Origin of the sequence: Lentzea sp. NPDC020367 (assembly GCF_044387305.1) — a bacterium.
Classification (GTDB): Bacteria; Actinomycetota; Actinomycetes; order Mycobacteriales; family Pseudonocardiaceae; genus Lentzea.
Map to the genome: position 1 here is coordinate 1 of NZ_JBIRVV010000018.1, position 13,405 is coordinate 13,405.

Here is a 13,405-nt window from a genome sequence, read left to right on the forward strand (position 1 = left end):
AAGGGGTGTCAACTCGACGAAAAGCGTGTCGAGTTGACACCCCTTCTCGCATGCAGCAAGAGCTGTGGCGCGACTCGTGACGGGACCCACCGCCCAGCCCGTTTGGTAAGGACAGCTCGCCTTCGGCTTCGCGGTGATCTGGGTTCTGTTGCGCTTCCACGTTTGTGTGTGGGCGACACCCGTTCACTCTGTGGTGGAGGGCCAACCTCGTTGTGTAGGTTGACAAACCTATGCGTGGGAACAAGTTCTTCGTGGTACTGGGCGCGGGTCTGTTGGCGGTCTGCACGGCCTGTTCTGCTGCTGTGCCTCAGACTCAGGCGCCGCCGCCGCAGATTCCTCGGATCACGCCACCCACGACTCCGTCGCGGGTTCCGGTGATGGTGGATCGGGCGTTGCCTGACGACTGTGAGCTCGTGGTGCCCGTTGAGGTCATGAACGCGACGCTGGGGCAGGAGATCGGCGGGGAGCCTCGGATCATCGTCGGCATCAAGGAGCCTGGGATCGGGCGGACCGGGAAGATCGATTGTTACTACGGGATTCCTGAGAAGAAGAACCTGCTCGATGCCAAGATCGTCATTGGGCTGTCGACGTACACGGATGATCTGACGGCTCGGACTCGCGTCAACGAGAGTGTTGAGGCTGAGCGGGCTGAGGGGGCGAAGGTCACCGAGGTTGATGTCGGCAAGCAGAAGGGGACGTTGGTCGAGGGCAAGGACGAGCAGCTGTTGATCGGGTCCTTGGGGAAGTCGACCTTCGTGGTGCGCAACCGGAACAACTTCATCCCCAAGGAGAAGTTGGTCGCCGTCCTTCCCGTACTCGCCCAGCAGTCGATGACGCCTCCCGTCTAACCTGGGCCGCATGCTCAGGGTGGGGTTGACCGGGGGAATCGGGTCTGGGAAGTCGACGGTCGCGCGGTTGCTCGTGGAGCGCGGTGCTGTCGTCATCGACGCGGACAAGCTTGCGCGTGAGGTGCTTGAGCCTGGGACTGACGGGCTCAAGGAGGTCGTTCGGGCGTTTGGTGAGGACGTGCTCCGAGCTGACGGGTCGCTTGACCGGGCTGCGTTGGCGGCCAAGGCGTTTGCCTCCGAGGAGGCTCGGCAGACGCTCAACGGGATCACGCATCCTCGGATCGGGGCGTTGACCGGGCAGCGGATGGCCGAGGCTCCTGAGGACGCCATCGTCGTGCACGACATCCCGTTGCTGGTGGAGCGGGACATGGCGGCCGTGTACCACCTGGTGATCGTTGTGTACGCGGACTCTGCCACTCGGCTGGGGCGGTTGGTCGGTAGTCGTGGCATGGACCGGCAGGACGCCGAGAACAGGATTGCCGCGCAGGCCAGCGATGAGCAGCGGCGGGCCGTTGCGGACGTGTGGCTGGACAACAGCGGTGAGGTTCCCGACGTCACGGCGTTGTGGGATCGGCTGGTGGGTTTTGAGAAGAACCTGCGCATCGGGTCCTATGCGTCTGGGGCGCCGATCGTGGTGCCTTATGACGAGCGGTGGCCTGCGCAGGCTCGGCGGATCGCTCGGCGGATCAGTGTGGCGGCCGGTGGGCGGCATGTTGAGCACATCGGGTCGACTGCCGTGCCTGGGCTTGCGGCCAAGGACGTGCTGGACTTCCAGCTTGCCGTGGAGGACATGGAGACCGCCGACTCGCTGCGGGAGACGTTGGCGCAGGCCGGGTTCCCGTACGTCGGGCCGTACGTGGACACGCCTCGGGGCGAGGGGGACTGGAGCAAGCGGCTGCACGCCGGCGCTGACCCTGGGCGTCGGGTGCACCTGCATTTGAGGGTCGAAGGGGCTGCCAACTGGCGGTGGGCCGTCGACTTCCGCGACTGGCTGCGGCACGACGTGGAGGCGCGTGAGGAGTACGCGAACCTGAAGCTGGAGCTGTCCCAGCGGTTTGCGGCCGACGCCACCGGGTTCGCCTACGGTGAGGCGAAGGATCCCTGGGTGCACGCGGCCGCCGCGCGGGTCGAGGCCTACAGGGGCGGCCAGGAGTCGTAGATGCCGTGCCACGTCAGCCACGACGTCAGGTTGTGGTTGACGTTGCTCAGCTCTTCGAGGGTGCGGTGGATCGTGCGCAGCGCCTGGTCGGCGTCGCCCGGCCGGAGCACGCGGCCCGCCACGGCGGCGGCGAACTCCTCGCTGCGCACGATGCGGGCCGTGGTGCCGCCCGGAACGGCCAGGCCCAGCAGCAGGTCCGTCGTCTGCCAGTGGCGGTGGTCGCGCTCGACCCGCACCGCGGACAGCACGCTCGGGGTGCTGCGTGCGTGCCGGGAACGCGGGCGGTAAGTGGTCAGGCGCACGCCCAGTTCGGGCATCAGCCAGGTGACCTCGGAGTCCGAGAACGGGTCTTCCGGAGTGGGATGCTCGATTCGCAGACCCCACCGTTCGACGTTGCACGAACTAAGAGTTCGTGAGCCACCGGACGAATAAGCGCGCACGCCCGAAATGGTGTCGACGACATCGACCAACTGAGGTGTAGTGACCGCTCCCACGCCGCCGAGCGTAGTCAGATATGTGCTCGCAGTTACACGCCGGGTCGATTTGTTACGTCACGGTCAGGTGACGAACACGCTCTGTGTACTAACGCCAGGACGTAGGACAACCCGAAGAGGTGAGCCACCTGACCACATCGTGACCGTGCGCTGAAATGCCGGACACCGCCGAGTAGGTGGTTTCCAGCGCCCATTGCGCGCGTTGCGGAGAGAGCAGGTTGTGCTGAACTGCGGAGATCAACTCGTCCGTGTCCAGAACGGTTGTGCTGTGACCCGTTCGGACTATCAGGTCGAGGTACAGATCGGTTGTTTTCCAGACGCTGCCGATCGCGTTGATCTCCACGACGTCGACGTAGAAGTCGAAGTCGAGCTCGTGACCCCGGTGCCACGACTGGCGCGTGACGCGGATGTTGAGCTTGGGCAGGAACCAGCTCTCGAAGTGGCTGATCTTCGGATGCCCCGCGAGCGGCCGGAACATGTAGAGGCCGGTGGGCGTGAGACGGAACTCGTCGACGCTGCGCAGCTGTCCCTTGGGATCGGTGTTGCTCTTGGCGTCCAGGTCGAAGTACTCGATCTTCGGCGGATGGATGTGTGCCACGTCCGCGATACTGCCATCGTTGGGCCCCGCGGCCACTTAGGATGCCGCGCATGTTCGGGATCATCCGCCCCTGCCGCAACAGAATGGGCGCTGAGCTGCGGTCCGCGTGGCTCTCTCACCTTTGTGGAATGTGCCTGTCGCTGCGCGACGAGCACGGTCATCTCTCGCGCCTCGTCACGAACTACGACGGGCTGATGATCTCGGCCGCCGTGGAGGCGCAGTCCGGCGTCTCGCGGCGGACCGCCGGGCCGTGTGCGTTGCGCGGCATGAAGTCCGCGGACGTGGCCGTCGGTTCCGGGGCGCGGCTGGCGGCCTCGGTGTCGCTCGTGCTGGCGTCGTTGAAGATCCAGGACCACGTGGACGACGGCGACGGGCTCGCCGGCCGGGTGGGCTGGGCCGGGCGTGCGGTGGCGCAGCGCTGGGCTTCCAAGGGGCTGGAGACGGCGTCCGACCTCGGGTTCGACGCGTCGGTGATGGTCGACGCGGTGCGCCGGCAGCCCGAGGTGGAGGGCGGGGCGGGGCTCGGCAGCTCCGTGCTCGTGGTCACCGAACCCACGGAGACCGCGACCGGGTTCGCCGTCGCGCAGACCGCCGTGCTCGCCGGCAAGCCGCAGAACGTCGAGCCGTTGCGCGAGGTGGGGCGTCTCTTCGGACGGGTCGCGCACCTGATCGACGCCGCGGAGGACCTGGAGGCCGACCGCGCATCGGGTGCGTGGAACCCGTTGATCGCCACCGGGACCCCCGTCGCCGAGGCGCACCGGCTGTGCCTGGACGCCCTCACGGGGATCAAGCTGGCGCTCGACGAGGTGGAGTTCGTCGACGCGCGGCTCATGCACCGGCTGATGGTGCACGAGCTGGAGGAGTCGGTCATCCGGGTCTTCGGCCGCAAGAACCGGGACCCGCACAAGCACAGGTGGTCGGATCCCGGCAGCGGGCTGTGGGCCTACCCGAGGCTCAACTGGCAGCCGCAGCCGCGCGGGTGCTTCAGCGGCTGCGGGGCGTTCCTCTACGAGTGCGGGACGTGCCAGTTCTGCTGCCGCGACCCGTTCCCCGGCCCCTGGAGCGACAAGCGGCGGGACAACCCGTTCGACTGCGACGGGTGCGACTGCGACTGCTGCGATTGCTGCTGCTGTCCCTGCGATTAGGCCTCTGAACAGGCACAATCGGAAATTGTCAGACCTCCGGCGTAACGTGCTTCCCGTGGCTTTCGCAACCGAGCTCCCGTCAGAGGAAAGCACCGTCAAGGCGCACTCCGAGCACCGTCCCGTAGGTGACATCGAGCGCACCGACGGGCAGTTCCGCGTGGTCAGCGAGTACCAGCCCGCCGGCGACCAGCCGGCGGCCATCGCCGACCTGGAACGCCGCGTCCGCGCCGGCGAGCGCGACGTGGTGCTGCTCGGTGCCACGGGTACCGGCAAGTCGGCGACCACGGCGTGGCTGGTCGAGAAGCTGCAGCGGCCGACGCTGGTGATGGCGCCGAACAAGACCCTGGCCGCCCAGCTGGCGAACGAGCTGAAGGAGCTCTTCCCGCACAACGCGGTGGAGTACTTCGTCAGCTACTACGACTACTACCAGCCCGAGGCGTACATCCCGCAGACGGACACGTACATCGAGAAGGACTCCTCGATCAACGACGACGTCGAGCGCCTGCGCCACTCGGCCACGATGTCGCTGCTGACCCGGCGCGACGTCATCGTGGTCGCGTCGGTGTCGTGCATCTACGGCCTGGGCACGCCCCAGTCGTACCTCGACCGCTCGATCCCGCTGGAGACCGGCGTGGAGGTCGACCGCGACGCGTTCCTGCGCCTGCTGGTCGACGTCCAGTACACCCGCAACGACATGTCGTTCACCCGCGGCTCGTTCCGCGTGCGCGGCGACACGGTCGAGATCATCCCGTCTTACGAGGAGCTCGCGATCCGAGTCGAGTTCTTCGGCGACGAGATCGACAAGCTCTTCTACCTCCACCCGCTCACCGGCGACGTGGTGAAGGAGGTCTCCGACCTCCGGATCTTCCCCGCGACGCACTACGTGGCGGGCCCGGAGCGGATGGAGCGCGCGATCCGCGACATCGAGGCGGAGCTGGAGACGACGCTCGCGCAGATGGAGCGCCAGGGCAAGCTGCTGGAGGCCCAGCGCCTGCGCATGCGCACCCAGTACGACCTGGAGATGATGAAGCAGGTCGGCTTCTGCAACGGCATCGAGAACTACTCGCGCCACATCGACGGCCGCGGCGCCGGTACCGCGCCGGCGACGCTGATCGACTACTTCCCGGACGACTTCCTGATGGTCATCGACGAGTCGCACGTGACGGTGCCGCAGATCGGCGGCATGTACGAGGGCGACGCGTCCCGCAAGCGCAACCTGGTCGAGCACGGCTTCCGGCTGCCGTCGGCGTTGGACAACCGCCCGCTCACCTGGGAGGAGTTCGCCGACCGGATCGGCCAGGTCGTGTACCTGTCGGCGACGCCGGGCCCGTACGAGATGGGCCAGGCCGGCGGGGAGTTCGTCGAGCAGGTCATCCGCCCCACCGGTCTCATCGACCCGGAGGTCGTCGTGAAGCCGACCGAGGGCCAGATCGACGACCTGGTGCACTCGATCCGCGAACGGGCGGAGCGCGACGAGCGGGTGCTGGTCACGACGTTGACCAAGAAGATGGCGGAGGACCTGACGGACTACCTGCTGGAGCTGGGCATCCGGGTCCGCTACCTGCACTCCGAGGTCGACACCCTGCGCCGCGTCGAGCTGCTGCGGCAGTTGCGGCTGGGCGACTTCGACGTGCTGATCGGCATCAACCTGCTCCGGGAAGGCCTCGACCTGCCCGAGGTGTCGCTGGTGGCGATCCTCGACGCGGACAAGGAAGGCTTCCTGCGCTCGGGCACGTCGCTGGTGCAGACGATCGGCCGTGCCGCGCGAAACGTGTCCGGTGAGGTCCACATGTACGCGGACCGCATCACCGACTCGATGCGGCACGCGATCGACGAGACCAACCGGCGGCGCGAGAAGCAGGTCGCCTACAACCTCGAACGCGGCCTCGACCCGCAGCCGCTGCGCAAGAAGATCACCGACATCCTCGAGGCCGTGTACTCCGAGGTGGAGGACGAGGTCCCGGTCGGCGGTTCCGGCCGCAACCAGTCCCGCGGCAAGCGGGCCACCGGCGAGGGCGGTCGTTCCTCCGGCGTCGTCGCCTCGCACGAGCGGGCCGGCATGGCCCGGTCCGAGCTGGCGGACCTGGTGCAGTCGCTGACCGACCAGATGATGAACGCGGCCCGGGATCTGCAGTTCGAGCTGGCGGGCCGGCTGCGGGACGAGATCCAGGACCTGAAGAAGGAACTGCGAGGGATGGACGCCGCCGGCGTCAAGTAACCCCGCGTCGCGCGGGTAGCTTGGGACGGCATGGGGGAATCGCTTTATCAGGACGTGGTCGACGCGGGCGGCCTCACGGCGGTGCTTCAGGCCGCCTGCCCCGGCTGCGACATCGACCTGCGTGACGCGCCGCGCGCCTTCGGCGGCTTCGTGGTCATGGCGAGCAAAGGTGATCGTGCTGTGCTCGTCACGAGCGGCTGTTCTACGTGCGGCACAAACTGCGGGAGATGCACCTGAGCCGGGTGACCACGACTGAACTGTCCGAGGTCACCGGATCTGCCGCGGCCTGGCTCGGCGGTGCCACCCCGCGAGAGCTGGCCGCTGCCTGGCCGTTCGCCGATTTCGTCGCGGTCGCCGACGCGTACGAGAGCGGCGACCGGACCGAGCTCAGCTGGCAGCAGTACCGCGCGAACAAGAGGGACGGCCTGGGCGAGTTCGTCGAGGCGGCGATGCGGGAACCGCGGCTGCGGCGGATGTACCCGTTCAAGTCGATGTGGTGGATGTCGTTCCGGCCGACCTCGGACGAGTACCCGGTGCCAGGCCCGTGGGTGCGGCCGGCCGGTGCCGGACGGTTCACGGTCGCCGAGAGCCGGCAGGTGACACCCGAGATCACCTACGACGCCGCCGAGGCGGTCCGGGTGTGCCTGACCGAGATGGACCGGCTCGGCGTGCCGTCTCCTGAGGATCTTCGTTCACGCGACTCCGGCCGCTAGTTCGTCCACTATGGACGTTGCTGACGGTGAGATCGGTGACTGCGGCGGGTAATCCCGCTCGCGTATAACGATTCGCGCGTCGCGCGTAAATCGCCCTCTGGGGTGAGATGTGCGCGGACAGCTTTCGTCAGGGCGCGGGACGGCCATGATCTCGGGGTGGATGTGGACTCCCACCTCGCCGCGGTGGAGCAGGCGCTGATCGCTGTGCGGCGCAGTCAGTCACGTCGGGCGCTGGCCGAGTTGGCCGTACCGGCCTTTGACGTGCTCGACGTTGTGGAAACGGCAGAACGGACCGGGGCTCAGGCCACGGTTTCCAGTGTTGCCCTGGCTTTGCACGTTGACCAACCTCGGGCCAGCAAGCTCGTCACCAGTGCGGTCGACGCCGGGCTGGTGTCGAGGATCGCGGACAAGGCCGACGGCCGGCGGGTGTTGCTCGTGCGCACGCCCAGAGGGCGCGCCACGTCCGCTGAGCTGCACCGGGCGCGGCAAAGTGCTTGTGCCGCCGCCATGACGGACTGGAGCGAGGAGGAGCGGGCGGAGTTCGCCCGGCTGCTCACTCGTTTCGTCGCGGTGTTCGGCGCGCGATAATTCCTGTTGTGACACTGGATGAGTTGATCGTGTACTGCGCGGGCAAGCCTGGCGCGGAAGAGACGTATCCGTGGGGCGAGGCCGAGTTGGTGTGCAAGGTCGGTGGGAAGGCGTTCGCCTTCATCGGGCTCGACGTGCACACGGTCGGGCTCAAGTGCGGCGTCGACGCCGAGGCCGCCGCGGTGTGGCGAGAGCGCTTTCCCGGCGACGTCACGGTGAGCGGCTACGTCGGCCGGTACGGCTGGAACACCATCGCGCTCAAGGGTTCCGTGCCCGACGACGACCTGCTGGAGCTGGTCGACGGCTCCTACGAGGCCGTCGTCGCGCGGTTGCCCAAGAGCAAGCGGCCCGCCTAGCGCTCTTCCGGCTGGAGGATGCCGAAGATGTTGTTCTCGGTGTCCTTGTAGTACGCGAGCAGGCCGACGCCGGGCATCTTGTCCTTGGGCAGTGCGACCGTGCCGCCGTTGACCTCGATGGCGGCGATGGCGGCGTCGATGTCGATCACGCTGATCGTCATGACGAAACCGTTGACCGGCGCGTCCGCGGCGGGGTCGGGGCCCCGGCGGGGGAGCAGGCCGCCGTTCACGCCTGCCTGGTCGTCGTCTCCGGTGGTGATGATCCAGTAGGGGATGTCGCCCCACTGTTCGATCTTCCAGCCGAAGACGGAGCTGTAGAAGTTCCGCGCCCGCTCGGGATCGGCGGCGTGGATCTCGAAGTGCACAGGACGCAACATGGGACGGCACGCTACTCCGGACAGTGGGTGTCCGCATTGGCTTCTACGGTGGCGTCATGGCTATCGGAATCCAGGTCACGATGGACGCGGCTGACCCCGGCAAGCTGGCCGCTTTCTGGGCGGACGCACTCGGTTACGTGCTGCAGCCGCCGCCTCCCGGCTTCGAGTCGTGGGAGGACTTCGCCGTCAAGAACAAGATCCCCTTCGAGTCGGTCAACGACTACTCGGCGATCATCGATCCCGAGGGGAAGGGGCCGCGGTTCTTCTTCCAGCGCGTGCCGGAGGGCAAGACCGCGAAAAACCGCCTCCACCTCGACGTGAACGCCGGGCTGGAGGCGGTTGATCGGCTCGTTTCCCTTGGTGCCACGCGGGTTCGCGAGTTCAACGACAACAAGGGCCACTGGGTCGTGATGCTCGACCCCGAGGGCAACGAGTTCTGCGTGCAGTAGGCAGCGCGGTGACCGCCCACCTTCGCCGTCTCCTGCGGCGCCCAGCAGGGTGCCTCACGACACCGGCCCCGCACCCCCATATGCCCGATATGAGGATGCGGGGCCGGCGCCGTGATGCACCCGTCTGATCGTCGCAGGAGCGGGCGAAGGCGGGCGGTCACCGCGCTGGCTAGCTGGTGATGTCCTTCGTCTTGAACTGACGTGCCGCGAGCAGCGTGAAGATGCCGCCGTAGACGAGCGCGGAGAACGCCCCGCGGGTCATCTCCGACCAGTCGATGTCGGTCGAGAGCAGGTCGGCCCACGCCATCGCGTAGTGCGTCGGCAGGTAGTTGCGCAGGTCCCCGAGCGGCTCGATCTGGTCGAGGATCTGCGACAGGATCGAGACGAGCACCGTGCCGCCGACCGCGCCGAGAGGTGCGTCGGTGGACACGGACAGGAACATCGCGAGGCCCGCTACCCAGAACAGGTTGATCGCGATGTAGACGACCGCGAGCGCCATCCCGAGCACGCCGTCGCCGAACGGGGCGGCTTCGCCGGTCGGGCTCACCACCTCGCCGGCGCCGTACCAGGCCACGCCGACGCCCAGAGCCACCGCGGGGAGCAGGGCCAGGGCGAAGACGCTGAGGATGCCGCTGCTGACGGCTTTCTGCCGCAGCAGGCGGTGCCTCGGGATCGGTGCGGCGAGCAGGTACTTGAGGCTCGACCACGACGCTTCGGACGCGATCGTGTCGCCGAAGAACAGCGCCACGATCATCGGCAGCAGGAAGCTGCTGCTCACGAACAGCGTGAGCACCACGAAGTTGATGCCGCTGGCGGTCGCGAGATCCACGAAGCCACCGGAGCGGCGGTTCGGGTCGGACTGACCGATCTCGAAGCTCGCCGCGAGGATGAACGGCAGCAGCACCAGGAAGCCCAGCACGAGCTGGGTCCTGCGGCGGCGGATCTGCCGTTGCAGCTCCACGTGGATGCGGAGCGTGCGGCGCGCCTTGTACCCGACCGACGAGCCGTCCGGCGCCACCTTGGTGTGCTGCAGGGCGGCCGCGTCGGTGAGGTCGTTGAGCGCGCCGGGATCGGTGTGGACTCCGTTGTCGTTCACTGGTCCACCTCCTGCCGGATCGGTGCCTTCGTGCGGTTCGGGTTGGCGGTCCGCACAGGCGCGAACGCGGGCGTCGCCGCGATCTCGTCTGCCACGTCGAGGCCGGCGTCGGCCAGCACCTCGATCGCGGCGGGGTTCGGGGCGTCCGCCGTGGCGGACGCCGCTGCCATCAGGAAGTCATTCACCGACCAGCTCCAAGAACGCGTCTTCCAGCCTGCGTCGCGGGCCCGCCTGGTCCACTGCCACCCCGGCCGCCACGAGAGCGGTCAGTGCGACGGAGCGCGGGACACCGTTCATCGACGCGTGCACGGCGTCCTCGTCCTCGTGCACGTCGTGCACGCCTTCGAGGCCCCGCAGGACATCGGCTGCCTTCGAGGGGGAGTCGACGCGGAACGTCGCCTCGCCGCCTCCCGCCGCGATGTCGGCCACCTCGCCGGCGGCGACGAGCTGACCCTTGTGCATCACGACCACGTGCGAACAGGTCTGCTCCACCTCGGCCAGCAGGTGCGACGACACGACGACCGTGCGGCCCGCCGCGGCGTAGCGGCGCAGGACCTCGCGCATCTGGTGGATCTGGGGCGGGTCGAGTCCGTTGGCGGGCTCGTCCAGGATCAGCAGGTCCGGGAGGCCGAGCATCGCCTGGGCGATCGCCAGCCGCTGGCGCATGCCCTGGCTGTACGTGCGCACGCGGCGGTGCACCGCCTTGCCGAGGCCCGCGATCTCCAGCGCCTGCTCGAAGTGCGCCTCGTCCACCGGCCGGCCGGTCGCCGCCCAGTACAGGTGCAGGTTCGCGGCACCGGAGAGGTGCGGCAGGAAGCCGGAGCCCTCGACGAACGACCCGATGCGCGACAGCACCGGAGCGCCTGGCGTGACCTTGTGGCCGAAGACCCGGATGTGGCCCTCGGACGGGTGGATCAGGCCCATCACCATGCGCAGCGTCGTGGTCTTGCCGGCGCCGTTGGGGCCGAGCAGACCGAGCACCATGCCGTGCTCCACGCGGAACGACAGGTCCTTCACCGCCGTCACGCCGCCGGGGTAGGCCTTCGTGAGGTTCGAGATGACCAGCGGCACGTCGGCGAGGTCGGGGTCCGAGTCCTGCGCCATGCGCCGGCGGAACATCGCGATGATGCCGGCGCCGATCAGCACCAGCAGCGCGATCACGATGCCCCACAGGGCTTCCACCGGGAAGCCCTCGGTGACGTTGCGGCCCGGCACCACGGGCACCGAGAGCTCGTCGGAGGCCAGCGAGATCCGGTACGCGGCGGGCTGCTCGGCGTTCGCGAACGCCTGGTCCGTCGTGGACACCACGAGAGCCAGCTTGTGCTCGCTCTCGACAGGACGGACGGTGCCGGGCAGCGTCACCGTCACCTCGGCGGCCGAGCCGTCCGTGGGCAGCGCCACGCGGAACGGCGCGACGATCGAGCCGGGCAGCGTGCGGGTGCCGTCCGCGGCGACGTCGTAGAGCTTCGCGAACAGGATCGCCTCGCCGGAGGTCTGGTCACCGCGCGCGACGCGCAGCTTCACCGTCGACGACCCGGTCAGCAGCACCTGCGAGGTCAGCTCCTCCGAGGTGAACACCGCGGCCTGGCCCGGCATGTCGAGCGACAGCCGCGACGAGATCGCCGACGACCGCGACAGCGCCGAACCCAGACCGGGCAGGTTGCTGATCGACGCCGGGTTGCCGCCCGCCGGGTTCACCACGACCTGCTCGCGTCCGCTGAGCTTCAGCGTCTTGCGCTCGGTGGAGGAACCCTGGGCGAGACCGGGGTACGACGGCGCGATGACCGTGCGCAGCGACGGCTGGCCGGACGAGCGGAACGCGCCCTGCACCGTGTACTCGAAGCCGGTGCCGGGGTCGGTTCCCTTGCCGCGCAGGTGGAAGTCCATCCAGTCGGCGATCTCACCGCGCAGCGCGGTGCCGGGGTTGCCGCCGTCGTGGCCGCCCGCGTACCAGACCATCTTGACCTGGCCGCCGGCCGCCGCGATCTGGCGCGCGGTGGCGTCGGACTGGTCGAGGCCGAACAGGGTGTCCTGCTCGCCCTGCACCAGCATCGTCGGCTGCTTGATCTGGTCGGTCACGGCGACCGGGGACGACTTGCGCAGCAGTTCGAGCGTCTGCTGCGAAGCGCTGCCCGTCGTGGCGACCTCGGTGTAGGCGGTGCAGACCTCGGGCGTGAAGCGGCCGCACGCGCCGAGCGACGGCGTGGGCGGCTGCTGGCCCTGGCCACCCGAGTTCCCACCCGGCTGCTGCTGCGGCACGGTGGCCTGCTGGTTCGACGACTCCCGCTGGCCCGTCTCGGGCGCGTCGCCCGTGGGGGACGAGAGGTCGATCGACGTCATGCCCGCGGAGAAGAAGATGCCCGCCCACGAACGCTTGAAGACGCCGTCCTCGCCGAACGCGGTGGCGGACGGGGTGGCGTCCGCCCGCGGGGTCGCCAGCGCCGAGTTCGGCAGCAGCGACTGAGCGAGGTCGTTGTAGGTGATGACGGGGACGATGGTGTCGACGCGCTTGTCGACGCCCGCGAGCAGCAGCGACAACGCACCGCCGTACGACGCGCCTGTCACGCCCACACGGGGGTCGCCGCCGCTGTCCTTCTGCACCTCGTCACGTGTGCCGAGGAAGTCGAGGAGCTTCTGCGCGTCACGAACCTCGCGGTCGATCGAGTTCAGCGCGATCTGGCCCGTGCTGCGGCCGAAACCGCGCGCGGACCACGTCAGAACGACGAAACCGCGCCGGGCGAACTCCTCGGCCTGGGTGTGCACGCTGCGAAGACTGCCGCCGAAGCCGTGCGCGAGCATGATCGCGGGCGCGGGCGTCTGCTGGGGGAGGTAGAGGCGTGTCTCGATCGTCACCGTCTGAGCGCTGTCAGGGCTCTCAGGTGCGTCGATGTTCGCTTCTTTGAAGGAAACGGCTACGGGGTCGTCTCCGGATCGAGTGAAGTACACGCCACCTGCTACGAGGGCGAGGACCACGATCAATGCGGGGATCGTCCACCTGCCGCGAAGGCGGGATAGGCGGGACACGTGGATGACGATATGCGAGTTTTGCTGAGAACCGCCTGTCAGGATCCCGTCGCGGTCTCAGCATGAGTGGATCTTCAGCGCGGCTTCAGGTAACGGCGGTTCCGGCCCGAACGACACGCAGCGTATTCCCGTTGCACCTGGTTACGTGGGTCTGCTCACCCTGTGTGGCGCTAACCGCACTTCGTGGAGCACAATATTGACGCAGCATGGAGGGGAGTACTCCCTAAGCGGCGGTGTCGTCAATACGGAGCTCGGCGTGGAGCTCCCGGTGCCGTCGGTCGTTCGAGGATCATCTCGGCGGCGGAGGAGACCTCCGGGTTTATCTGGCATGCGCTGAGAA

Annotated in this window: 15 protein-coding genes; 9 read left to right on the forward strand and 6 right to left on the reverse strand. The window is 68.2% G+C overall.

Annotated elements, in window-relative coordinates; translation table 11 throughout:
- Positions 1-377: 377 nt before the first annotated feature.
- Both ACH413_RS41590 and coaE read left to right on the forward strand, forming a co-directional pair.
- The gene (locus tag ACH413_RS41590; protein ID WP_360046764.1) at positions 378-848 is read left to right on the forward strand and encodes a hypothetical protein; all 471 of its coding nucleotides are present in this window, start codon (positions 378-380) and stop codon (positions 846-848) included.
- A gap of 10 nt (positions 849-858) precedes the next feature.
- Complete coding sequence (coaE, locus tag ACH413_RS41595) at positions 859-2,007, forward strand: dephospho-CoA kinase (RefSeq protein WP_360046765.1); 1,149 nt, start codon at positions 859-861, stop codon at positions 2,005-2,007.
- Here the strand turns inward: coaE and ACH413_RS41600 are convergent.
- Both ACH413_RS41600 and ACH413_RS41605 read right to left on the reverse strand, forming a co-directional pair.
- Entirely contained in the window at positions 1,983-2,501 is a 519-nt protein-coding gene (locus tag ACH413_RS41600) for a hypothetical protein (protein WP_360046766.1), read from the reverse strand. The genes coaE and ACH413_RS41600 overlap by 25 nt on opposite strands.
- 88 nt (positions 2,502-2,589) lie before the next feature.
- Entirely contained in the window at positions 2,590-3,099 is a 510-nt protein-coding gene (locus ACH413_RS41605; RefSeq protein ID WP_360046767.1) for a DUF402 domain-containing protein, read from the reverse strand.
- 50 nt (positions 3,100-3,149) lie between these two features.
- Here ACH413_RS41605 and ACH413_RS41610 point away from each other — a divergent pair, with 50 nt between their 5' ends.
- The 6 genes from ACH413_RS41610 to ACH413_RS41635 all read left to right on the forward strand — a co-directional run bounded on the left by ACH413_RS41610 (position 3,150) and on the right by ACH413_RS41635 (position 8,119).
- On the forward strand, positions 3,150-4,244 hold the full coding sequence (locus ACH413_RS41610; RefSeq protein ID WP_360046768.1) for a DUF5685 family protein: 1,095 nt from the start codon (positions 3,150-3,152) through the stop codon (positions 4,242-4,244).
- 55 nt (positions 4,245-4,299) lie between these two features.
- On the forward strand, positions 4,300-6,462 hold the full coding sequence (uvrB, locus tag ACH413_RS41615; protein WP_360046769.1) for an excinuclease ABC subunit UvrB: 2,163 nt from the start codon (positions 4,300-4,302) through the stop codon (positions 6,460-6,462).
- 30 nt (positions 6,463-6,492) lie between these two features.
- Positions 6,493-6,699 (forward strand): hypothetical protein, encoded by a 207-nt coding sequence (locus ACH413_RS41620; RefSeq protein ID WP_360046770.1) that lies wholly within the window; start codon positions 6,493-6,495, stop codon positions 6,697-6,699.
- A gap of 5 nt (positions 6,700-6,704) precedes the next feature.
- A complete protein-coding gene (locus ACH413_RS41625; protein ID WP_360046771.1) occupies positions 6,705-7,175 on the forward strand; it encodes a DUF6193 family natural product biosynthesis protein in 471 nt (156 codons plus the stop codon).
- A 156-nt stretch (positions 7,176-7,331) separates the two neighbouring features.
- On the forward strand, positions 7,332-7,763 hold the full coding sequence (locus ACH413_RS41630; protein ID WP_319977063.1) for a MarR family winged helix-turn-helix transcriptional regulator: 432 nt from the start codon (positions 7,332-7,334) through the stop codon (positions 7,761-7,763).
- An 8-nt stretch (positions 7,764-7,771) separates the two neighbouring features.
- The gene (locus ACH413_RS41635; RefSeq protein WP_360046772.1) at positions 7,772-8,119 is read left to right on the forward strand and encodes an MmcQ/YjbR family DNA-binding protein; all 348 of its coding nucleotides are present in this window, start codon (positions 7,772-7,774) and stop codon (positions 8,117-8,119) included.
- Here ACH413_RS41635 and ACH413_RS41640 read toward each other — a convergent pair.
- The gene (locus tag ACH413_RS41640) at positions 8,116-8,496 is read right to left on the reverse strand and encodes a VOC family protein (protein WP_360046773.1); all 381 of its coding nucleotides are present in this window, start codon (positions 8,494-8,496) and stop codon (positions 8,116-8,118) included. The two genes, ACH413_RS41635 and ACH413_RS41640, sit on opposite strands and share 4 nt — an antisense overlap.
- Positions 8,497-8,552: 56 nt before the next feature.
- On the opposite strand from ACH413_RS41640, the gene ACH413_RS41645 reads away from it, so the two are divergent.
- Positions 8,553-8,945, forward strand: coding sequence for a VOC family protein (locus ACH413_RS41645; protein WP_360046774.1), 393 nt, complete (start codon positions 8,553-8,555; stop codon positions 8,943-8,945).
- A gap of 169 nt (positions 8,946-9,114) precedes the next feature.
- Here the strand turns inward: ACH413_RS41645 and ACH413_RS41650 are convergent, their stop codons facing one another.
- From ACH413_RS41650 to ACH413_RS41660, 3 genes are read right to left on the reverse strand one after another with little or no spacing between them, the layout of a single operon-like run.
- Entirely contained in the window at positions 9,115-10,041 is a 927-nt protein-coding gene (locus tag ACH413_RS41650; RefSeq protein WP_360046775.1) for an ABC transporter permease subunit, read from the reverse strand.
- Positions 10,038-10,226 (reverse strand): hypothetical protein, encoded by a 189-nt coding sequence (locus ACH413_RS41655; RefSeq protein WP_360046776.1) that lies wholly within the window; start codon positions 10,224-10,226, stop codon positions 10,038-10,040. Before ACH413_RS41655 ends, ACH413_RS41650 begins: the two co-directional genes overlap by 4 nt.
- Positions 10,219-12,894 (reverse strand): alpha/beta fold hydrolase, encoded by a 2,676-nt coding sequence (locus tag ACH413_RS41660; RefSeq protein ID WP_396425798.1) that lies wholly within the window; start codon positions 12,892-12,894, stop codon positions 10,219-10,221. Before ACH413_RS41660 ends, ACH413_RS41655 begins: the two co-directional genes overlap by 8 nt.
- Positions 12,895-13,405: the final 511 nt, after the last annotated feature.